At 67.1% G+C, this 21,417-nt stretch carries 20 protein-coding genes; 11 read left to right on the top strand and 9 right to left on the bottom strand.

Annotated features, from left to right (window positions below):
• Positions 1-35: 35 nt before the first annotated feature.
• The gene (locus tag JNB_RS05470; RefSeq protein ID WP_148232327.1) at positions 36-755 is read right to left on the bottom strand and encodes a class I SAM-dependent methyltransferase; all 720 of its coding nucleotides are present in this window, start codon (positions 753-755) and stop codon (positions 36-38) included.
• Positions 756-929: 174 nt separating this feature from the next.
• Between JNB_RS05470 and JNB_RS05465 the strand changes: the two genes are divergently transcribed.
• The 3 genes from JNB_RS05465 (at position 930) to JNB_RS20305 (ending at position 4,031) form a co-directional block, all read left to right on the top strand.
• Positions 930-1,835, top strand: coding sequence for a glycosyl transferase (locus tag JNB_RS05465; protein WP_009775422.1), 906 nt, complete (start codon positions 930-932; stop codon positions 1,833-1,835).
• 287 nt (positions 1,836-2,122) lie between these two features.
• Positions 2,123-2,971 (top strand): glycosyltransferase, encoded by an 849-nt coding sequence (locus JNB_RS21715; protein ID WP_202795216.1) that lies wholly within the window; start codon positions 2,123-2,125, stop codon positions 2,969-2,971.
• Positions 2,961-4,031, top strand: a complete 1,071-nt coding sequence (locus tag JNB_RS20305) for a glycosyltransferase family 2 protein (protein ID WP_050766581.1) — start codon at positions 2,961-2,963, stop codon at positions 4,029-4,031. Before JNB_RS21715 ends, JNB_RS20305 begins: the two co-directional genes overlap by 11 nt.
• A 37-nt stretch (positions 4,032-4,068) precedes the next feature.
• On the opposite strand, the gene JNB_RS20300 is transcribed toward JNB_RS20305, so the two are convergent.
• From JNB_RS20300 to JNB_RS20290, 3 genes are read right to left on the bottom strand one after another with little or no spacing between them, the layout of a single operon-like run.
• Positions 4,069-4,794 (bottom strand): trans-aconitate 2-methyltransferase, encoded by a 726-nt coding sequence (locus JNB_RS20300; RefSeq protein ID WP_009775419.1) that lies wholly within the window; start codon positions 4,792-4,794, stop codon positions 4,069-4,071.
• Complete coding sequence (locus tag JNB_RS20295; RefSeq protein WP_009775418.1) at positions 4,791-6,449, bottom strand: glycosyltransferase; 1,659 nt, start codon at positions 6,447-6,449, stop codon at positions 4,791-4,793. The genes JNB_RS20300 and JNB_RS20295 overlap by 4 nt, the downstream gene beginning before the upstream one ends.
• The gene (locus JNB_RS20290) at positions 6,446-7,378 is read right to left on the bottom strand and encodes a glycosyltransferase family 2 protein (protein ID WP_083784396.1); all 933 of its coding nucleotides are present in this window, start codon (positions 7,376-7,378) and stop codon (positions 6,446-6,448) included. Before JNB_RS20290 ends, JNB_RS20295 begins: the two co-directional genes overlap by 4 nt.
• A 43-nt stretch (positions 7,379-7,421) precedes the next feature.
• Here JNB_RS20290 and JNB_RS20285 point away from each other — a divergent pair, with 43 nt between their 5' ends.
• Positions 7,422-8,315 (top strand): bifunctional 2-polyprenyl-6-hydroxyphenol methylase/3-demethylubiquinol 3-O-methyltransferase UbiG, encoded by an 894-nt coding sequence (locus tag JNB_RS20285; RefSeq protein WP_009775416.1) that lies wholly within the window; start codon positions 7,422-7,424, stop codon positions 8,313-8,315.
• Here JNB_RS20285 and JNB_RS05430 read toward each other — a convergent pair.
• Entirely contained in the window at positions 8,312-10,081 is a 1,770-nt protein-coding gene (locus JNB_RS05430) for an ABC transporter ATP-binding protein (protein WP_148232325.1), read from the bottom strand. The genes JNB_RS20285 and JNB_RS05430 overlap by 4 nt on opposite strands.
• A 13-nt stretch (positions 10,082-10,094) precedes the next feature.
• Positions 10,095-11,300 carry a glycosyltransferase gene (locus JNB_RS05425; RefSeq protein ID WP_009775414.1) on the bottom strand — a complete coding sequence of 402 codons (1,206 nt, stop codon included), beginning with the start codon at positions 11,298-11,300 and terminating at the stop codon, positions 10,095-10,097.
• Positions 11,301-11,504: 204 nt separating this feature from the next.
• Between JNB_RS05425 and JNB_RS05420 the strand changes: the two genes are divergently transcribed.
• Genes JNB_RS05420 through JNB_RS05410 form a run of 3 tightly spaced genes read left to right on the top strand, consistent with a single transcriptional unit; the run spans position 11,505 to position 15,208 of the window.
• The gene (locus JNB_RS05420; RefSeq protein ID WP_009775413.1) at positions 11,505-13,061 is read left to right on the top strand and encodes a polysaccharide biosynthesis tyrosine autokinase; all 1,557 of its coding nucleotides are present in this window, start codon (positions 11,505-11,507) and stop codon (positions 13,059-13,061) included.
• Between the two features lie 22 nt (positions 13,062-13,083).
• Complete coding sequence (locus JNB_RS05415; RefSeq protein WP_009775412.1) at positions 13,084-14,409, top strand: hypothetical protein; 1,326 nt, start codon at positions 13,084-13,086, stop codon at positions 14,407-14,409.
• Complete coding sequence (locus tag JNB_RS05410) at positions 14,396-15,208, top strand: polysaccharide deacetylase family protein (protein WP_009775411.1); 813 nt, start codon at positions 14,396-14,398, stop codon at positions 15,206-15,208. The genes JNB_RS05415 and JNB_RS05410 overlap by 14 nt, the downstream gene beginning before the upstream one ends.
• 18 nt (positions 15,209-15,226) lie before the next feature.
• On the opposite strand, the gene JNB_RS05405 is transcribed toward JNB_RS05410, so the two are convergent.
• Positions 15,227-16,378: a glycosyltransferase gene (locus JNB_RS05405; protein WP_009775410.1), complete on the bottom strand. Its 1,152-nt coding sequence runs from the start codon at positions 16,376-16,378 to the stop codon at positions 15,227-15,229.
• Between the two features lie 97 nt (positions 16,379-16,475).
• On the opposite strand from JNB_RS05405, the gene JNB_RS05400 reads away from it, so the two are divergent.
• Positions 16,476-17,456 (top strand): GNAT family N-acetyltransferase, encoded by a 981-nt coding sequence (locus JNB_RS05400; RefSeq protein ID WP_009775409.1) that lies wholly within the window; start codon positions 16,476-16,478, stop codon positions 17,454-17,456.
• On the opposite strand, the gene JNB_RS05395 is transcribed toward JNB_RS05400, so the two are convergent.
• Positions 17,409-18,446: an O-antigen ligase gene (locus tag JNB_RS05395; RefSeq protein ID WP_009775408.1), complete on the bottom strand. Its 1,038-nt coding sequence runs from the start codon at positions 18,444-18,446 to the stop codon at positions 17,409-17,411. The genes JNB_RS05400 and JNB_RS05395 overlap by 48 nt on opposite strands.
• Before the next feature lie 14 nt (positions 18,447-18,460).
• Positions 18,461-19,405, bottom strand: a complete 945-nt coding sequence (locus tag JNB_RS05390) for an NAD-dependent epimerase/dehydratase family protein (protein ID WP_009775407.1) — start codon at positions 19,403-19,405, stop codon at positions 18,461-18,463.
• A gap of 102 nt (positions 19,406-19,507) precedes the next feature.
• Between JNB_RS05390 and JNB_RS05385 the strand changes: the two genes are divergently transcribed.
• The 3 genes from JNB_RS05385 (at position 19,508) to JNB_RS05375 (ending at position 21,415) form a co-directional block, all read left to right on the top strand.
• The gene (locus JNB_RS05385) at positions 19,508-20,383 is read left to right on the top strand and encodes a nucleotidyltransferase family protein (protein WP_237700619.1); all 876 of its coding nucleotides are present in this window, start codon (positions 19,508-19,510) and stop codon (positions 20,381-20,383) included.
• Positions 20,380-20,655: a hypothetical protein gene (locus JNB_RS05380; protein WP_009775405.1), complete on the top strand. Its 276-nt coding sequence runs from the start codon at positions 20,380-20,382 to the stop codon at positions 20,653-20,655. Before JNB_RS05385 ends, JNB_RS05380 begins: the two co-directional genes overlap by 4 nt.
• 151 nt (positions 20,656-20,806) lie before the next feature.
• Positions 20,807-21,415: a hypothetical protein gene (locus JNB_RS05375; protein ID WP_009775404.1), complete on the top strand. Its 609-nt coding sequence runs from the start codon at positions 20,807-20,809 to the stop codon at positions 21,413-21,415.
• Positions 21,416-21,417: the final 2 nt, after the last annotated feature.

Here is a 21,417-nt window from a genome sequence, read left to right as displayed (position 1 = left end):
CCGCTCGACCGAGACATCCAGCCGCACCCGACGAGTCAACCCTTCACGATGAAGGCGATCCCCGGGTAGACATGGAGAGCCTGGAGGTCCGCGTGCGCCGGCGCAGACCTCGTGCCCCATTCGGGATAGCGGTCGAAGGTGTTGTCTTGCGCCTGAACGCTGTCGACCATGCTCTGCAGCAGGGCAATGGCCGAGGACGGCGGAGGAGGGTCGCCTCCGTCGTAGCTTGGGTAGTAGCTGGTCGACAGGTCCTCGATGACGTAGATGCTCCCGGCCCGCATCTGGGGCCACAGAAACTCGAAGGTGGCTCTGATGTGGGCGCCGACGTGGGAGCCGTCGTCAATGACGATGTCCGGCACGCCGTGCCGAGCGACGACGGCCCTGAGATCCTCGTGGCTGTTCTGGTCTGCGCGCTCGAAGGCGACGCGACTCCCCAGGCGCACGAGCTTGTCCTCGATGTCCAGGCCCACGATCCTGGAGCGGAAGAAGTAGTCACGCCACACGGCGAGCGACCCTCCAGGGGTGAGGCTCTCGTATCCTCCGACCCCGATCTCGAAGACCAACATGGAGTCGAAGCGACGTGGACCCACGTGGGTCTCGTAGTGCGGTAGGTAGCCGTGCGACAACTTGTCCGTGTCGCCATAGAGGCGCACGAGGAGGTTCAGGGCATTGCCCGCGCCCAGAAGCACGCCAGCCCGCCACCTGCGCGCTGGCGTGCGCAGCCGCTTGGCCACACCCCGGGGTCGGCTGACCATGCTGTGCCTCCTGCTTCACCGATGGTGCACCTCGCGATGCGTGGCTAGCATGCGTGGGCTGGCTCGCCAACCTACCGGTACGGCGGCGACTACGCTGGGACAAGTGCTCCACGAGCGCCTCCATCGGGTGAGTCGGTGACGCGCACTGTTGCGATGGATCGAGGAGGTTCCCGGATGCGCCACGCCTTCTTGATCGCTGCGTACAACAACTTCTTCGTCCTTGAGAAGCTCATGTTGCTGCTCGACGACGAGCGCAACGACATCTATCTGCATGTCGACAAGAAGGTCGAGGATTTTGACGAGACCTTTTTTGCGACTCTGTGTCAGCACGCGCGGGTGATCCTGGTCCCTCGAATGAGGGTCTATTGGGGGGACTACTCGCAGATCGAGAGCATCGTCGAGATGATGCGCCTCGCTCTGGATCGCGGGGAGTACTCCTACCTGCACCTGGTGTCGGACTCGGATCTCCCGCTGCAGAGTTGCGATGAAATGCATCGGTTCTTCACCTCGCACGCAGGACGGGAGTTCGTGGCGTTCAACAAAGCCTCTCCCCAAGCCCACTGGTGGGTCGCCCTGCGTCACCCCCTCAATCGCTACTACCGCTCGCCGAAACCCCTGGTGCGTCGCGCCTATCTGCGGGCGCGCACGGTCGCACTCTGGGGCCAACGCAGGCTGGGCGTGGACCGGACAGCAGGTTTCGGGGTGGAGCTGAGGTATGGCAGCGACTGGTACTCGGTCAGTTCCGAACTCGCTGCCTTCATCGTGTCGAGACAGGCTGACCTCAGGCGCATGTTCAAGGGGGCCTTCATCCCGACGGAGTTCTACGTCCAAACACTCGTCTGGAATTCGTACTTCAGGGACAGGGTCTTTGACTACGACGAGCCCTATCGGAGCAACGTGCGGCTCATCGACTTCGCCCGTGGGGCCGGAGCCGGGAGCCCCACTACCTGGGTGGAGGCCGACCTCGACGAACTGACGTCCTCGGACCGCATGTTCGCCCGCAAGTTCGACCCGAATGTCGACAAGGTCGTGATCGAGAAACTGTATGAACACGTGCTGATCACATCTGGGCGAGCGTGACACCCGGCGGTGGTCGATGGACTAACCTCGGGCCAGTGGAGACTCACCATTCGGCACGCAGGGTCCGTCCCGGATCAACCATCACAGGGTCCGCGAAGTTCACGTGGCACTGAGACAGGGGATCGAATCGCATGCGGGTGCTGATCAGTTCCGGCTGGCTCGGAGGCGCGGGTGGCGCGGAGCGTGCGCTCTACTCGATTGTCCAAGCGCTGCAGGGCGAGGAGGTCGACGTTGTCGTCCGCCATCGTCTGGAGGGGCCCTGGTCGGTGGTCCCAGCAGGGGTCCGCGTGAGCACTGCCGACGACCGCGGGTGGTGGGGGTCGGGACATCGCTCCGGCTTCAAGGGGCGAGTGCTGCAGACGGTGGTCAATCCCGTGCGGCGAGCGTTTCATCCGCACTATGACGTCTACCTGCAGTTCCTCTCAGGTGCGCATGTCGTTCCGGCAGCTACTGCTGATGTCCGACTCCTGATCCCCTCCGGCAATGCCGTCGAACCTGATGTGGCGCAGCGATTCGACGCCATCGCCATGCAGGCGCCCGACAACATCCAGCTGGTGCCGAAGGGAGCTCGGTCCGTTCTCCTGCCCCCGCCGGTCTTTGACCTCGCCCCGAGCGGGGAAAGGCCGAGGGTCGACCTGCCCGACCGGTACCTCCTGACCGTCTTCAATCCGTACGATCCGATCAAGGGGGTGACGGATCTCGCGCGGGCCGCAGACGCCGCACCCCTGCCCTTCGTGTGGTGCCACAGCCAGGCCACCACGCGTTTCGACATCCCGCCGGAACTGCTCCACCACCCTCGCATCACCCATGTCACGGACGCATCGCCGGCCGAGATTCGGTACCTGTATGAGCGATGCGCTGCCTACGTCTCCTTCTCCTTGACCGAGGGCTTCGGCTGGAGCACCGCTGATGCGCTCCGCTACGCCCCGGCGGTCGCCTCGCGCCCCATCGGAGTGTTCAGCAACCAAGCAGCGTGGCAGCCGGGAACCTCTCGAATCACCGATGACGGTGAGATCAGCTGGGACGAGCTGCTCGCGGGCGGCTGCAGCCCGGACGAGCGTGACTTGGACGTGCTGGGCCGGACCGAGTTCCGTGATCGGCTGGCGGCTGCAGTGGAGGAACTCCGTGTCCAGTGATGACGTCAACGACTTGGTGAGCGTGATCGTCCCTGCCTTCCAGGTCGAGAACTACCTGGACGAGTGTGTCGCCAGCCTGGTCGCCCAATCCCATCGCGACGTGGAGATCATCCTCGTGGACGACGGGTCCACCGATGCCACGCCTGAACTCTGTGACGCGTGGGCCAAGCGGGATGAGCGGGTCAGGGTTCTCCACGGACCCAACGGTGGGCTGTCGGCCGCCCGCAACCGCGGCCTCGACATCGCCACAGGGGTGTTCATCTCGTTCGTCGATGCGGACGATGTCGTGTCGCCCCGGTATGTCTCGAGCTTGCTCTCCGCAGCGCTGACCACCCACGCCGACCTCGTCATGGCCGATTTGGTTCCCTTCACGGATGGCGGGGCGCCCGCGGCCTTTCGTCCCGGTAGTGAGCTTCGCGTTGAACCACGCGGTGAGGTCATGACCCGGATCGTGTCGAGCGGCATCGGTTTTGCATCGTGCGGCAAGCTCATTTCCGCCGGGACCTTTTCCGATCTCCGCTTCCGGCCGGGGAGCGATTTCGAGGATCTCGAGATCCTTCCGCGGCTGGTGGCACGGTCCACGACCGTTGCCCTGTCGAACGCAGCCGAGTACGGCTACCGACAGCACGCGGGAAGTCTGATGGACGGCCATCGCAAACTCATGGGGCCCACGATTCTTCAGGTCCTGGACGCCAACATCGAATTCACGCGGGCCACGGAGACGGACCCGGGAAAGCGTGAGGAACTCGTCCTCGGCTACGTGCTCCATGCCTTGCGAACCCTTGAGGCGACGTCCCGGGGGGCGGCTCGACGAGCTCCCGGATACGACGCCGAGTACCGACGCTTCATGACCTCGCATGTGCGCGTCCTATTGGCCTCCACGCAGATCTCGGCGCTGTACAAGTCCGCCGCACTCGTGTCGGTGGCCTCGCCGGGCCTCTTTGTTCGCAGTGTGGGTGTGGCGGGAAGGCTCAAGTCGACAGTGGCACCGGGTCTACGTCGTCGCTCGACGCCCTCCACCCGTCCAGGAACTCCACCGGACGGATCCCCAAACTCCTAGGGGCAGGCCGACGTCGTCTTTGGCACGATCCGGGTGATCAAGCAGGCGGCGTTTCGCCGAAGGCAACGCACCTCCAGGACACCTTGCCCTGCCTGATGATCGTCTCGTCGAGGACGGCGTGGTCGCGTGTGAGCTGGAGCAGGATGGCGTTGGCGCGCGGCGACTGGATGTGGCAGGAGACGATGACCACGCCTGCGGGCGACAAGAACTGCTGGTAGTGCGCGAACACCGCCATGGGGTCGCTGAAGTACGTGATGGACTCGTTGAAGACGATGACGTCGTAGGTTCCCGGCGGCGTGAACGTCGCGGCGTCCGCGGCATAGAAGATTGCGTTCGGTGGGGTCGAATCCTGCAGTGAGTCCACGGCGACCCGGGAGAGGTCAACTCCCGTGTAGCGCTCGTAGCCGACGGCCGCGAAGCGCTCATGAAGCACACCTGCGCCACAGCCCACGTCAAGGACGGACGAGTGCGGCTTCAGGAAGGTCGCATAGCCGACGATCACGGCGTAGTGCGCCATCTCCTCGATACCTGACAAGAAGGTCCATCGACCCCGACCGTACTGCTCGTCCCACCGTGATTGGTCCAGGGGGACGTCCCCTCGTCCGGTCGCAGTCTCCCACTGGTGGAGGCGACCCTCGAGGGACTCCTTGCCCGGGTACCGCACGCGATATCCGGTGGCGTAGTAGGCCGCCCGCGCCACGGTCGCCGTGCGGCGCCCAACGCGTGCAGCGATCTGTCGAGACGGTGACGAGGAGACACTCACCGGTGAAGCCTAGACGCGCGCCGCGCGATACGCAGACGCTGCAGGTGCGTCCAGCGACGGAATCGAACGTCAGGGGAGTTGGCACCTCGATAGACGACCCCCGGTGACATCTCGCCGAGCAGGGAGCTGACCGTCACCAGCTCAAAACCTCTGCTGCGCAGCGCGGGTACGAGGTGGCTCACGGTGTCGAGAGTCTCGTTGAACGTGTCGTGGAGCAGGATGATGTCGCCGTCTTCGGCGTGGGCGAGGACTTCGGCGGTGGCTGATCCGGGGTCCTTGAAGTCCATGGAGTTCACTGACCACAAGATGACAGGCTGGCCGAACTCTCCGGCGATCGAGTCGATGAGGCCGTTGCGATGGCCCATTGGTGGGCGGAAGAGTCCGGGTGCACTCCCCGTGATGGCCTCGAGGGCGTCATTGCTTCGACGCAGCTCAGCTCGGATGCCATCGGCATCGACGTGGTGCAGATCCGGATGGGTGTGTGAATGGGTGGCGAGTTCGAGACCGGGCGAGTCGTGGAGAAGTCGCACGATGTCCGGGCGCGCCTCGATCTGGTCGCCCTGGAGGAAGAACGTCGCCTGCGCGGAGTGCTCCACGAGGTAATGCGCCAGATCAGCGGTGCCGGGCGCCGGACCATCGTCGAAGGTGAGAGCGATGCGTGGTGCGGTTCCGGACGATGCCTTCGTCCGCAGCGAAAGGGACGACAACCCACCGAAAAGCGCAACCGCCGCTCGGGGACTGGCCGTGCTCAGTGTGGCCAGTGCACGAAAAACCGGGTGTCGCGACACCCCGCGCATCGATCGCCCCTGACGAGCCAACGCCGCGTACTGGAGGTCGACTCCCTCGGCTTTCGTCGATTCCATAATCGCGATGAGCCTGGCGCGGCGCCTGAAGGCCTGATCGGCCGACCAGCCAGCGGCGTCCGTCAACCCCGCGTCGAGGAAGTCCTGGATCTGCTGTTCACTGCCTTCGGTCTCGTCGATCAGGCGGCTCACGGTCATCGGCCGCGAGGTGATCGAGTGCGCCCGCTGACGGTAGAGATACAGCGGCTCGGGGACTTGGACGACGGGTGCTTTCATCAGCAACCGATGAGTCGCGAAAGCGTCTTCGGCCACCCGCCCAATGGGGAAGGTGTCGGTGTCCAGCAGGGTCCGCCGAAAGAGCTTGGCACAGGCGATGACGAAGATGGAGTGGTGAGGTCCCGCGAACTGCGCGATGGCCTCCGCAGGAGAGAGAACCCGCGTCTGACTGATCCGCGGGTCGTACGTCGCGCCCGGAACTCGCGTCAACGAGCACATCGCCGTGCCCGCTCCGGGATGGTCATCCATGGCCTTGACCAGGGAGGAGACGAATGTGGGCTCCCACCAGTCGTCCGAGTCGAGGAAAGTGACAAACGTCCCCGTGGCTGCGCCGATCCCGACGTTGCGGGCATGGCTGAGCCCGTGGTTGTCCTGATGGATGACCCGAAAGCGTGGGTCGCGTGCCGCGAGCGTGTCGCACAGTGGCCCGCTCCCATCGGTGGAGCCATCGTCGATCAGAATGACGTCCAGAGACCGATACGTCTGTGCCGCAACGGAATCGAGGCACTGTTCGAGGTAGTCAACGACGTTGTAGACCGGGATGACAACGCTGACCCGGTGGAGTTCGGGGCTCACGCCGACACCTTCGAGTTCAGGCCCGGGTCAATCCGCCGACCCAGACGCCCTCGGTAGGCATCGGCGGCACCCTTCGCCGGAAGGACGATCTCGGCGATCGGCCGACGTCCACGCGCCAGGGCGAGCATTCCCTTGGCAGCGCCACCGACTCCGGCAATCGTGGAGGCTGCGGGTCCGCCATAACGTCGCGCCAGGACGGTGGAGTTGCGCACCGAGTAGTAGCGCCGCCAGGCAGCCTTGTCGAGAGGGGTTCGACGTGGCCCACCCGAGTCGCCCTGGGTGCCAGCCAGACGCCGAGCCTCCAGGAAGAGTGGTCCGGGTGCGCACAACCGATAACCCAGGCTGCGCAGACGCAAGCCGAACTCTGCCTCTTCAAAGCCCCAGAAGAGTTGCTCGTCGAATGCGCCGACCTCGCGGATCACGTCGACCCGATACATGGGCAGTGATCCGCCGAAGAGGACGTCAAGCTCAACTGCCCCGGTGAGTTCGTGGTCCTCGAGGCGGTGGAAGACACCCCACTGGCGACGGTAGAGACTTCCGCCGATTCCCACACCCGCCAGTCGCGGGTCCGAGGCGGCAGCGTCCTTCCCGAAGGTCTCGAGACGTTGGAGGAGCGAGTCGTCAGCGGGTTCGTCGTCGTCGTCGATGAAGAGGAGCCAGTCTCCATCGGCTGCACGCGGGAGCAACAACGACATTCCCAGAGCGTTGCCTCCAGCCGGCCCGATGTTGTCACCGCTGTCGGCGTACTCCGCACCGTGCATCGCGGCCACCCGTGACACCTCGACGTCTGACCCGTTGTCGACGACGAGGATGTGGTCGGGCCGACGTGTCTGGCGCCCGAGCGCTGAGAGCATGGAGTCGAGGGTTGCTGGTCTGGCAAACGTCACGACCACCGCCCAGATGGCTCCGTCCCCCGTAGTCTGTGACACGTATTTGATGGTATGTCAGGCAGGTGTGGGCGTCTGGAGGATCATGAAGAACGTTGCGTCACAGAGGATCTCGCAGGCCTTGGCCGAAGATTGGCCCATCCCCGGGCGCTGGTCCGACGTGGCGGACGATCCCAACGACGTTCGAGCCCTGGCAGGTCGCGCCAGGACCCTGCGGGCAGCATGGCGCGAGCCGATCGCTGATCGCGCGGAGTTCATCGTGGACCGGTGCACGGGCCGGCGGGTCCTCGACATCGGGTGTGTGGCCCATGACGTCGAGCGAATGAAGTCACCCCAATGGCTGCACGGCAGGGTGGCCGCTGCGGCGTCGTCCTGCCTAGGGGTGGACGTGTTGCCCGAGGGTGTCGCGCGCATGGTCGAGGCCGGCTATGACGTGGTGACCCACGACCTCACGCAGGGTCCGGGGCCCTTGGCCGACGCCGAACCCTTCGACGTCATCGTCGCTGGGGAACTCATCGAACACGTCCCGTCCCTCGACATGTTGTTCACCGCCGCTCGCGACCTGCTCGGGCCCGACGGAGAACTGATCATCACCACGCCCAACCCCTGGGCGCCCCACCGCGTGGCTGCGGGCCAGCGCGGGGATTGCTGGGAGAACGCCGACCACATCATGTTCGCGTTTCCCAGCGGCATCGCCGAGCTCGCCGAACGCCACGGCCTCATTCTCAGCGAGGCCACGACGACCCGACCAGAGACGCGATCACGACGACCGCTCGAGATGGCCCGTCAGGTGCGACGCCACCTTCGGGGCACCGCGTGGTTGCGGCTCGGCTTCGCCACTCGCGGTCCAGAAAAACCCGTGCGGATCCACGCAGAGCCCTCCCTGCCCTCGACCCGGGGTCCGCGCGGAGCGATCTTCGTCGGCGAGACGTTTGTCTATGTCGTGCGTCGCCGATCGGGCTCGACTCCGTCTGCCTAGGCCCCTCCGCCGAGTCCAGCCGTCGCCAATGCGCGTCGATAGAAGGAACTCGTCGACCTGAGCACATCGGGGGTGTCCAGACCAGTGACGCGGCCACCCTCCACCACCATGATGCGGTCGCACATGTCGATGGTGGACATGCGGTGGGCGATGATGACCACCGTCACCTGTCCACGAAGGGCAACGATGGTGTCGCGGATCAGTTGCTCGCTGTGCCCGTCGAGTGCTGACGTCGGCTCGTCAAGGATCAGGAGCGAGGGGGAGCCCGCCAGGGCGCGAGCGATCGAGAGACGCTGTCGCTGGCCCCCCGAGAGGCCACTGCCGCGTTCACCCAGATGGGTGTCGAAACCTGACGCGAGTGCGCTGATGTCGGCAAGGACGTTGGCCTGCGTTGCCGCCCGCTCCAGGCCCGAGTCGTCTATCCCTTCGCGGAAGAACCGGATGTTCTCGGCCACCGTGCCGGTGACGAGCACGGGGTCCTGAGGAACGAACGACACGTGACGCGTCCACCAGTCGCGGTCCACGTCCGCAAGCGGGACGCCGCCCACGGTGAGCGTTCCGGACTCCGGCTCGCGCAGGCCGAGCAGGAGCTGGGCCATCGTTGACTTACCTGCACCGGACGGACCGATGATGCCGAGAACCTCGCCCCGATCCAGGGTGAGATCGACGTCCTCGAGAGTCGGGCGGTCATTGCCGTAGGAGAAGGACGCAGAGTCCATGACGAGGGGGAGGGCAGCATCAGGTCGTGCGGTGCCCCTTGCCGCCGGAAGTGCCTCGTAGCGGCGGGCGGTTTCCTCGACCTCGGACAGGGCGGGAAGCGAGGACACCACCGAGCCGTGAACCGACACCAACTGTTGACCGTAGGTCAGCGATCGCAGCATCAGCAGGGTGACCGCGCCGACGGTCGTGAGGTCGCGCGCATCCACGAAGCTGAGGCCGGTGATGGCCACGAGGATCGCGCCGTAGGCAAAGAGGGTGTAGGTGGGGGAGAGGGAGCCATAGAGCACCTGAACCTTGCGCTGGCGCTCACTGGCCACGTCGGTCAGACGGTCAACACGCTCAAGAAATGCGCGTCGTGCACCGAACACCTGCATCTCCCGGCCGAGGCCACCCAGCTCGGACACGGAGGTCGCGAAGTCGAGGTCTGCGGCACCGGACCGCAGTGCCGCCCGATGAATGGCACCTCGCAGCGGGCCGAGCAGCGCCGCGAGGACGGCAAGGAAGGCCAGCACGGCGAGGGTCGCGAGGGGTTGAATGGCCAGCCCGGCTCCCAGGAAGGCCACGACTCCGAGGGCGGCGGTCAGCCCCTGGATGGCTCCCGCGACCGCCACGAGGACCCTGCCGATGAACGAAGTCAGGAGCTCTTGCAGCCGACCCGAGGGTTCGGAGTTGTGCACCGACCACGCGGCCCCGAGGTAGGCGTGTGAGAGGCGACGTCGCAGTCCCGTCCGGACGAGGGCACTGAGAGCGGCGGACTGGCGCAGGGCCACCATGTTCAGGACGAACCGCAGCACGAGACCGACCCCCGCAGCGATCAGTGCGAGGTTGATGGACAACTCACGTCCACCCACGGGACCAATGGCGTCGCGCCCACTGGTGAGTGCCAGGAGCAGTCCCGTGACCAGGACGAGGAAGCCCGCTTCGACCATGGCTGCCCCGAACGACGCGGCCGACAGCAGGGTGATGCGGCGACGGTGTCCTCTTCCCAGCTGCCACAGTGCCGACCACCCTCCCGCGGGCGGAGGGCTGGACGCCTTGGGGGCCATCAGTTCGTGTCCTTCATCGAGGTCGGTCGGGTGCCCCGGGTGAGGGTCCCTGGGCCACACCGAGAATAGGCCGCTGTGTGCTGTCGTCGCCGTGGGGCCGTGCGCGCAGCCACCCACGGCCGCGTGACCGGACGTGGGCGTAGGTCTCCAACGACCGTCGCGCGACCACACGCTGGTCGAACGCAGCCCTGGCGCGCTCGCGCGCCGCGGTGCCCAGTCGACGACGCAGGGGAGCGTCGTCGAGAAGCCGCTCCACGGCATACCCCAAGGCTGGTGTGTCTGCGACAGGCGTCAGGAGGAGGTGCTCATCGTGGGTGCCGATCTCGCGGCAGCCGCGGATGTCGGTGAGCACCATGGCGACGTCACACGCGGCAGCCTCCATCGACGCGCGCGAGAAACCTTCGCGGTGGGAGGCGAGAACGAACACATCCAGGGCGGAGTAGATCGCGGCCATGTCGGAGCGTTCCCCCAGGAAGCGCACTGCGTGCTCGTGCGGGACGACAGCGCGCGCGTCTGTTTCGTCCTCAGGGCCCACCCAGACAAACGTCGCCCGCTCGCCGAGTCTCTCGGCGACCTCGGCGAATTCGGCGAGGCCCTTCTCGCGCACCCTGCGCCCGATCGTGCCGACGAGGAGGTCACTGTCCGAGAGGCCGAGCTCGGCTCGCACCCGGCGACGGCCCGCCGGGTCGGGTTGAAAACGGACCAGATCCACGCCGTTGCCCACAACTTCATGGCGCCCCTGTTTGAGGAAGCGGCGCATCGTGTGGCGGTCCGCGGCGTTCTGAAAGAACTCGTAGTCCGAGAAGCGAATCGCCACGGCCTCGGCCCCGTAGACGAAAAGCCTTTTGCGCAGTCTGTCCTCAGGGCGAGCCCACAGGCCGTGGCACGTGTTCACCACGACGGGTATGCCGGCCAGTCGGCCAGCGATGCGCCCCATCACTCCCGTCTTGGGGTTGTGCGTGTGAAGGACATCGAGGTCGAGCGACCGGAGGGTTCGGACCAGATCGCGAAAGGCCTGCGCGTCTTTTCGGAGATCCCATGAGCGGGTCAGGGCATGTAGGGGTACGTGGGTCACCCCCAGCGCCTCGACACGCTCGACGTAGCGGCCCGGAGCGCTGATGCCGAAGACCTCGTGTCCTTCGACGACGTCGGTCTCGAGTTCGGTCGAGAGGAGCAGCGCCAGACTCATGTCGATCGTCGTGAGGTGGGCAATGCGCATTCGTCACCCCACGCCTTCCCCGTCCTGGTCAAGTACAGAGGCCATCTTGACAAATGAACCTGTCAGCGGGGTCGAGATCGGGCAAACCACCGGTGGCGATCACCCCGGGCGCATACTGTTGGCATCTGACTGCCCCACCGATCGGAAGGCCTTGTTCATGCTGACGCGGGGGGACGCACATGGCATCAGGCAGGGAGTGACCGCGTGACACTGCAGGACTACATCAAGGTGTTCCGCCACCGTTGGCCGGTCATCTTGATCTGCGCCCTCGTGGCTGGGGCGGCGACCTGGTTCATCACGCCGGCCAGTTCCGACACCACCAAGAAGGTGGGCTCCTACACCGCCACCGCGACGATTCTCGTCGGGTCGAAGGACCCGGAGGCCACAGGCTCCAACTTGGGGCGCATCGCGCTGTACCTGACAACAGGCGAAGTGCCCAAGCGTGCCGCTGCCGTCGTGAAGTTCGAGGGCGATCCGGCACTTCTCGCCCGTGGCCTGACCGTGACGCCGGACACCGTGTCGCAGGCCCTGATGGTCTCGGCCACGGCGTCCGACGGAAAGCAGGCTGCAGCAGTCGCCAACGCCTTCGCCAACCAGACCGTCCTCTTCATCGAGCAGGCCAGGCGACCCGGGGCCGAGAATGCCACCCTGTCGGTTCTCCAGCCAGCCACCCCCATCCCCAGCGCCACCACCGACGGTGGATTCGTCGTGCCACCGGGCCGGGGTCCCCGCACCGCGATGGCGACACTGCTGGGTCTGCTCGTCGGCTTGGGTGCCGCCCTCGTCATGGACCGTCTTGACTCTCGACTGCGTACTCGGGCTGACATCCATTCCGCTCTGCGGATGCCGATCATCGCTGAGGTCCCGCGACTCAAGCGCTCGCAGCGCAACCGGGCCACGCTCGGCGTCCTCGAAGACCCGTTGAGCCTGTATGCCGATGGCTATCGTGCCGCTCGAACGGCCCTCACGCACACAGCCGGCCAGGTGATGCCGGGCGACTACTCGCCGCGACGGTCGGCGATCGAGCCGCGCAGGCCGGCGAACACCGCCCGACTGGTGCTCATCACCTCAGCCCATGCGTCGGAGGGTAAGACCACGAGTGTGGCCAACCTCGCCGCCAGCTTTGCCGAGACCGGCCAACAGGTGCTCGTGCTCGATGCGGACCTTCGCTCTCCGGACGCGCACAACGCGTTCGACGTGCCGCAAGGCGCAGGAATCTCGGACTACCTCACTGACCCCGGCGAGGGCAGCCTCAGCGCCGTTGTCCGTCCGACGAGCGTCCCTGGTGTCCGGATCATCACCGCGGGCACGAGCCTGGCCCACCCCGCGTCGTTGGCGAGCCGCATGGGGCACCTCCTCGAAGAGGCCCGTGACATGGCTGATGTCGTCCTCATCGACACAGCTCCGCTGCTCGAGGCCAGCGATGTCTTCGACATCCTCCCGATGGTTGACACCTTGCTCCTCGTGGTCCGCCACGGTCGACTGACAGAGGTCGCCGGCAACAGGGTTGCCGAACTCGTGGGTCGCTTCCAGGTGCCCGTGAGCGGCGTCATCATCGTGGGTGCCAAGGCCAAGCTCGGTGACACCTACGGCTACGGCTACGGCGACGCGCGCAAGACCAAGAAGAAGGTCAAGCGTGGCCGTAGGCTCGCCGACCAGCGCCGTCCCGCGGCCCCTGTGGTGACCGAGTCCGAGCCTGACGACTTCCTCGACGACGCCAGCCGCGAGAGTCGTCGCACTCGGCGCGCCTCGTCCGCCTGAGGTTCGCGTGAGGACCGCACGGATGCGGCTGACCGCAGGCTGTCTTGCCGTGCTCGCCGGCCTCGGTGTCGCCGCCGGGTTCCGGCTGGCTGTGGGAACCGACTCCTACAACTTCTGGGGTGCGGCCATCGTCATCCCGATCGTCATCGCCGTCAACGTCGTCCTCATTCGTCGCGTCACGCGCGGCGAGGAGGACTCGTGGCTGTCGGGTTTGCTCGGCACTGCCTTCGCGCTCAAGATCGTGGGAGCGCTCGCACGCTACTACGTCGCATACGTCGTGTATGCCGGTGCCGCGGACGCCCAGCGCTACAACCTTTACGCGGCCACGTACTACAAGCAGTGGCGTGACGGCGTGATCGTTTTTGAGCTCGGTGGCAAGCAGGGGACGCAATGGATGGAGGTCATCACCACGGCGCTCTACACCGTGATTGGGCCATCGCCGCTGGCGGCCTTCGTGGTGTTCGCGGCTTTTGCGTTCTGGGGCCAGTACTTCCTCTTCAAGGCGTTCCGAACGGCCCTTCCTGACGGCAACCACAAGCGGTATGCCGCCCTCGTCCTGCTGCTGCCCTCGCTGCTCTACTGGCCGTCGAGCATCGGCAAGGAGTCGTGGCTGATGTTCTTCGTCGGGGTCACGGCCCTCGGCGCGGCCTACCTGTTCGCGCACCGCCGCCGGGCGATCCCGTTGCTCGTGGTGGGGGCCGCCGGTACCACCCTGCTTCGGCCGCACCTGGCCCTCCTGCTCTTCGCCGCTCTCTTCGTCGCCCAGTTGTTCCGGCCCACTGCAGCACGCAGCACCGGGATCCTCAGCAAGGTCGCCGGCGTCGTCGTGCTGGGTGCCGCGGCCTTTGTCCTGACGTCCCAGTCAGCGAGCTTCCTGGGGATCGACGACTTCTCGCTGCAGGCGGTCTCTGACTCCGTCGATGTCGCGAGCAACCAAGCGAGCGAGGGGAACTCGTCGTTCGAGGCGAGCCCGATCCAGTCGCCGACCGACATCCCGAGCGCCGTGATCACTGTGCTCTTCAGACCGTTCCCCTTCGAAGCGCGCAACGCCCAGATGCTCATGCAGGGCCTCGAGGGTCTGCTGCTGATCGTGCTCGTCGTTCGCGCGTGGCCGCGGCTGCGCCACCTGCCCACCCTCATGAAGGCCAAACCCTACGTGACCTTCTGCGTCGTCTACATGGCGGCCTTCATCTGGGCGTTCTCCGGCTTTGGAAACTTCGGCATCCTCGCTCGGCAGCGCGTGCTCATGATCCCGTTCTTCGTCGTGCTCCTGGCCCTTCCCGAGGTCGGGCGCTGGCGCCCGCCGGACAACCGCACAGTGAGGGAGCTGGCCCGTGCCCGCCGCTGAGTCGCAGGGAGCCCGCCGCCGGTTCAAGCAGGCTCTGGCCCGTGCGGGCCGCAACGCCCCGGCGACCGGCGCCAGCCTCCTCATCTATCACCGCATCGGTGGCGGGACCTCCGACGAGCTGGACCTCGCCACCAGCGACTTCCGGCGGCAGCTCGACGTCCTCGCGTCGCACGACGTCGTCTCCCTCGACACCGCGCTGGATCGGCTCGATGCCGGCGACACCAGCCCGTCCGTGGTGCTGACCTTCGACGACGGCTTCGATGACGTCCACGCCAACGCCTGGCCGCTCCTGCGTGAGCGGGGCCTGCCGTTCACGGTCTACCTCGCGTCCGGCTACGTCGACGACACGATGGTCTGGGAGGGGTCGACCGCCAAGGGACGCGCGGGCCGTGGGATGACCTGGGACCAGCTGGCCGAGTTGGTCAACTCGGGCCTGTGCACCATCGGCAACCACACCCACAGCCACGTCCGGCCCGAGGTGCTCACCGAGGCAGAGCTCGACGCCTGCACCGAGGCCGTCGAGAACCACCTTGGCGTGACACCGCGGCACTTCACCTACCCGTGGGGGATTCCCGTCCCGGCCATGGAGGCCCGCCTGAGGGCACGGTTCCGCAGCGCCTCCACCGGCGAACTGGGCCGCAACCTGCCTGACGCGAACCGCATGCGGCTCACGCGAGTGCCGGTGCGTCAGTCGGACCCTGAGTCCTTCTTTGCTGCCAAGCTCACCGGTGCGCTCGGGCCCGAACGCGCGTATGCCGCTGCCGTCCGTCTCGGGAAGGCCGCCGGTCTGCGCGGTTAGACCGTTGCTTCGGTGCGCTCAGCCACGTCGCGAAGGTGCGGCCAGGGCGGCATACACCTTCTCCTGCTCGGTGACGGCGCGTCGGATGTCGTAGTCCGCCACCCTCGCCAGCGCGGCCGCACCCATGCGCTGTCGCATCGCATCAGCACGCGCGACGGACACGAGGGCATCGGCCAAGGCTTTGGAGTCGCCGGGTGTCACGAGGAGGCCCTCGACGCCAGCGGTGACCTGCTGGGGGAGGCCGCCCACGTCCGTGGCGACGATGGGAAGGCCTGCTGCGAACGCTTCCATCACGGCGACCGGCAGGCCCTCGTGTGCGGAGGCGAGGGTGAAGATGTCGGCGGCGGCCATGAGGTCGTGGACATCGCGTCGAAAACCGAGGAGCAGGAAGCGATCACCGAGGTTGAGGGATCTGTGGAGGTCGGCCACCTCGTCCACCAGTGGGCCCTGGCCGACGGCAGCGAACCTCAGCCGTGGCTCGAGGTCGAGGGCGGCCCGGGCGGCGCGAAGAAGGTTGGGGTAGTCCTTGTTGGCCCGCAGGTTGGCCACGGTGAGGGACAGGACCTCATCGGCCGCGATGCCCAACTCGGCGCGGAGCCGCTCCCGCGTTCCAGGTGCCGGACTCACCGTGGCCGGGTCGATGCCGTGGATGAGGACCTCGTAGCCCTCTCGCCGCGAGTTCCACACCGTTGACCGGACCTGGTCCGAGACCGCCCAGTGGTGGGCGTCGAGGGGCGAGGTGATGCCGTTGAGCAGTCGGGTGGGCGTGCGGTGGCTCGTCCACTCGTTGTGCTCAGTGGTGACGACGATGGGGCGTTGGGCCCGGGGGAGGCTGCGCGCAACGAGCCTCGCGGCCGAGGCCAGGACGGGGGAGTGGGCGTGGACGATGTCGGCGTCGGCCATCGCCCGGCGAAGGTCTGCCACCCACGCGGCCCGCAGCGCTGGCCCTGATGCATTCAGGCCAAGTCGTTGTGGGACAAGGCCTTTGGCCTCGAACTCGGGGACGAGGTGAGTCTTGTCGGGTCGCACATAGGCGAGGCGATAGTCGAAGCGGTCCCGGTCCACCACCCCGGCAGCCAGGAGCAGCAGCTGCTCGGCGCCCCCCGGTCCCAGACCCTTGACGAGCCAGAGAACTCGGACGCGATCAGCGGATGGCTGAGCGGTCCCCATGCTGTCCCTCCCGGGTGCTCGCGATGCCGAACGCCGACGCGGCATCCGGGCGCGGCCTAAACTCGCTCGAGGGTACCAACGATGGAGGGGCGTACGGATGAGCTCGGTCAAGCCGGAGGACCTCGTCATCAGGGCAGCGGAGCCTCAGGACGACGCCACGGCGCTCCCGATGCTCCGGGCCTCGCTGGGCAAGGTGGACGACCCGCACTACGAGGCGTTCCTGCAGTGGAAGCACCGTGACAACCCCTTCGGTGTGTCCCCGGCATGGGTGGCACTGCACGACGGAGTGGTCGTCGGCTACCGCACCTTCCTGCGCTGGGAGTTCCTCACCGACGAAGGCCGCGTGCTGCGGGCGGTGCGCGCCGTCGACACGGCAACCGACCCGGCATACAGAGGAGTGGGGATCTTCCGGACCCTCACTTTGCAGGGCGTGAGCGAGTTGACTCTCGCGGGTGATGGCATCGTCTTCAACACGCCCAACGAGCAGAGCCGGCCGGGCTATCTCAAGATGGGCTGGAGCCTCGCCCGCCGGCTCCCGGTCGGGGTCATGCCGCGCGGGCCGCGCTCGATGGTGTCGATGGTGACCTCACGCGTGCCGGCCTCCTTGTGGTCAGACGCCACGGACGTCGGGCTCGACGCCGCGGTGGCCCTCGCCGACGGCGCCCTCGCCGAGCAGCTCATCCGACATGCTCCGGCCAAGGGGGTCCGGACCAACCGCACCCCGGAGTACCTCGCGTGGCGGACCGCGTTCGCACCGCTGAGGTATCGGCTGCTCCTCGTGGACGAGGCCAACGCTGGTCGTGGCGGCGTGATCTTCCGACTCCGCCGCCGGGGCGATGCCGTGGAGGCCGCCATCGTCGAACAGCTCGTGCCGGACCGTCGCACCGGCGCCTCGCTCGTGCGTCGGGTCCTGCGAGAGACCGGAGCGGACTACGCGATCGGGCTGCGCACCGGACCCTCGGCTGGTCTCGTGCCCTTGCCCCGTCAGGGTCCGCTGCTCACCACGCGTCCCCTCGCGGCCTCCGCACCCTCACCCGGTGACTGGGCGCTCACCCTCGGAGACGTCGAGCTCTTCTGAATCAGCCTGTCCCGAGCGGCCGCTGGCAGCTGCCCAACCCAGGACGGCCCCGGCGGCGAGGATCACCGGGGCGAACTCCAACAGGTGGTCGGCGTAGGAGTGGACGAGGAGGGCGGTCCACGCCGCCATGGCGATCACGGCTTGGGGCGCCCTGCCTCGGGCTGCCCAGAGGAGTCCGGCGAACCCGACGAGAGCAAAGAAGGTCACGCCGACCCAACCCGTCTCGGCGCCGATCTGCAGCACCGACGAGTGGGCACTTGAGGTGTCCGGGTCGATGGAGAGCGCCGTGGCGTCACGGAACGAACCGGGGCCGGACCCGGTGACGGGTCGTCGGTCCCACAGGGCCATCGCGTCGTGCCAGAGCTGCTCCCGGACGGTGTCGAAGATGCCCCGCGCCCACGACGGGAAGGCCGGACCCTGCGCGAGGCGCAGGATGACGGCCGCACCCGCGACGGAGATGAGGGTCCCGAGGGCCACGGCCCACCAACGATGAGCGGGCTTGCGCCAGCACACCCCAGCGATCACCAGCACCAGTGGCACGCACACAGCCAGCCCTGCCGCCGAACGATTGAGAGCCACCGCCACCACGCCAAGTCCCAACGCGGACACCAGAATTCGGTGCCGACCAGGAGGCGCGGCGACCACACCCAGCCCGCACATCGCCACGAGCTGCACGCCAAGTGCGGCGTTGGCGTTGGCGTAGCCGAGTGGCTCCTTGCCTGGCTCCTTCGTCAGCAGCACACCAAGGATGAGCACGACACCTGCAACGGCGAGCGCGATGTGCAGACGTGGGTCACCGGCATACCGGACAAGTGCCTGTCCGCCAGCCACTCCCAGCACGAGAACGATCGGTGCGACGAGGTACGGGCTCGTCAGCGAGAACCCCTGGTCCAGGCGAAGACCGACCACCACCGACCAGACCATCCAGGCACACAGGAGGGCGAGACCTCCCAAGCCGGGCCACCCGACGGAGGCGAACGGCCGTCGCACGGCTGCCGCCGAGCTCAGCTGCGGTAGTCGGGCAGGGTGCGGAACCAGTCGACGGTCGCCTGCAGTCCCTCGCGCAACGGAACGGGAGCCACGTCGGGGAAGTGTGAGAGCAGGCGCGCGTTGTCGGCCTGCGAGTCGCGGACGTCGCCGGCCCGGGTCTCGACGTATTCCACGGCAGGGCGCTCGCCAAGGATGTCGGCGAGCTCGTCGACCACGACATTGAGCGAGGTGCGGCTGCCGAATGCAAGGTTGATCGCCTCGAGATCATTGACGCGCCGGACGACGGCGTCGGCGATCACCCGGGTCACGGTGCCGACGTAGGTGAAGTCGCGGGTCTGTTCGCCGTCGCCGTGGATCGTGAGCGGCACCCCACGCAGGGCCGCATCGATGAACGCCGGCAGCACCGCGGCATACGCATGGCCAGCGGCCTGGAGCGGCCCGTAGACGTTGAAGAAGCGGAAGGCGAGCGTCGGCATGCCGTAGGTGTGACCGAACGACAAGGTGTAGGCCTCGGTCGCCTGCTTGCTCACGGCATACGGAGAGATCGGCGCCGTGCGCATGCTCTCGCGCTTGGGGAGCTCGCGGTTGGCGCCGTAGACCGACGACGACGATGCCGAGATGACGTGGAGGTCACCGGCGCGACGGGCGGCCTGGAGCACCTCAAGGGTTCCGGTGGCGTTCGCGTGGTGGGAGGCGAGCGGGTCGATGACGGAGCGGGGGACCGAGGGGAGCGCGCCGAGGTGCACGATGGCACTGGCCCCCGCACAGGCCTCGTCGAGAGCGGCTGGATCGAGGATCGTGCCCTCGAGCAGGGTGATGTCGGTGCCCTCGAGGTTGGCTCGCGAACCCGTCGACAGGTTGTCGATCGCGACGACCTCGTCGATCTCGGGCCGAGCGAGCAGCTCCCGGCCCAGGTTGGAACCGATGAATCCGGCGCCGCCGGTCACCACGACCTTCACGTGTATCCCCCATGTTGAGGCGGTGGCGCACCCAGATGCACCCGTTTTCCGCACGCTACCACCGGGCGGACAGGGGCATCCGTGACTCGGTAGGGTCGGGTTGTGGATGCCGCGACGATGCCTTGGTCAGTGGGGATTCGCTTCTCCCACGCGGCTCTTCAGGCGCTCGCTGACGACCATGGTGTCGACCTGCTCCACATCAAGGGCCCGGCCGTCGACGACAGCCTGGGGGGCGCGACCCGGCAGAGCATCGACGCCGACGTGCTGGTCCGTCCCTCGCACGTGGAGCGCCTCATCGCCGCGATGCACGAGCACGGCTGGCGGACGCAGTACCGCTTCGAGGACGGGTCCGCCTTCGAGCATGCGTCCACTCTCGTGCACCCGTTCCTCGCCCCGGTCGACGTCCACCGCCGGTTCCCGGGCATCGACGGCGAGTCCGCCGCCGCCTTCGAGCGGCTCTGGGTCGACCGATCGAACACAGACCTTGCCGGTATGCCGTGTGCTGTGCCATCGCTCGCCGCGCAGCGACTCGTGCTCATCGTCCACGCGACGCGCGCCGGCGACCTCAACCACCCTGACATCCAACGCAGCTGGCGGGACGCCACCGACGACGAGCGCCGCAGCGTGACGGACCTCGCCGGCGAGATCGGAGCCGGTCTCGCGCTCGCGGCGGGCACCGGGACGCTCCATGAGCACGTGGGCGAACGTGGCTACGACCTGTGGCGGGTGCTGTCGACCGGGGAGAGCTCGCGCGCCCAACTCTGGATGGCTCGGATCCGGGCCGCACCGACGAGACGGGCAGGGGTGCGCACCGCCGTGCGGCTCGTCGTGCCCAACCGCCATCGGATGGAGACCACCCTCGGGAGGCCACCGACTCGTGGTGAGGTGGCTGCGGCCTACGCGCACAGTGCCCGGCGCGGGGCGCGCGAGGTGACGCGGATGCTGGGCTCGGCCGTGCGCACCCGGAGACGCCCGTGAGTTCCTTCGCGGTGCCACCCCGACTGGCTTTCGTTGTCCCGGATGACGTCGATGCGCCGCAGGTGTTCCTCATGCCCCTTCCCGATGGGCCACCGGTCGCCCTGGAAGGGATCTCGGCGGCGATCTGGGTGCTCGCGGCAGATGGGGAAGAGGACGTCGTGGGTGCGGTGGGCGCCCTCGTGGGAAAGATGCCCAGTGAGGTCGGGGACGCGGTGGAGAAGTACCTTCAGGAGCTCGTCTTCCGAGGCCTGTTGACCACCCGTAGTGACTAGTCCCTATACCACCCGTTCGTGCTGGTCAGGGCCTATTTTTGAAGGTTGTGGAGCCAAGGGGCTGGTTCTTCGCCGAAACCGCCCTGAGGGCCTCCGTGGCGGTGCTAACTTGAGGCTCAAACCCAATGATCAAAACCCCAGGGGAGTTTCCATGACTGAACAGCGCGAGGACCGGCGCGTTTCGCGTCGCACCATCGCCAAGGGAGCAGCATGGGCAATTCCCGCCGTGCCGCTCGTCGTCGCCACGCCGGCGTACGCCACGTCCGCGGGCGGGCCGAATGGTGTCATCACCAACGCCTGCAAGCAGCCGGGTGCGAGTTGCCAGAACCAGTACGGCTTCGTGAAGGGTTACACCTTCCTTGTCACCATCAACAACCCCACGGCCATCAATCTCTATGTTTACCCGACGGTCGACGGCACGTTGGACCCGTTCTTCGCGGTGACCTCGTCGGTGCCGTTCGCGTACAGCACCGCCCGGCTCTACACCGGTGGTGCCATCGGCACTCCACTCCCGGCAGCTCTCCTCGTGCCCGCCGGCGGCAGTGTCCAGATCATCGTCAACGCTGGCACGAACTCCAACAGCGCCAACACCGACGCCGTCGGTCGTCTCGTGATGGCGTGGGGACACACGGTTGTTCAGGGCGCGGACCCGGACCACCCGTACACGCCCGCCCCCCCGACCAACCCGCCTGGCGAGGGTTGGTTCACGATGCCGTTCTCGTTCGCATCAACGCCTCCGTGCACCAACTGCCAGCCCTGATT

This window comes from Janibacter sp. HTCC2649, from assembly GCF_000152705.1.
Lineage (GTDB): Bacteria > Actinomycetota > Actinomycetes > Actinomycetales > Dermatophilaceae > Knoellia.
The sequence above is the reverse complement of the archived record's forward strand: the minus strand, read 5'-3'. Positions and strand labels throughout refer to the sequence as shown.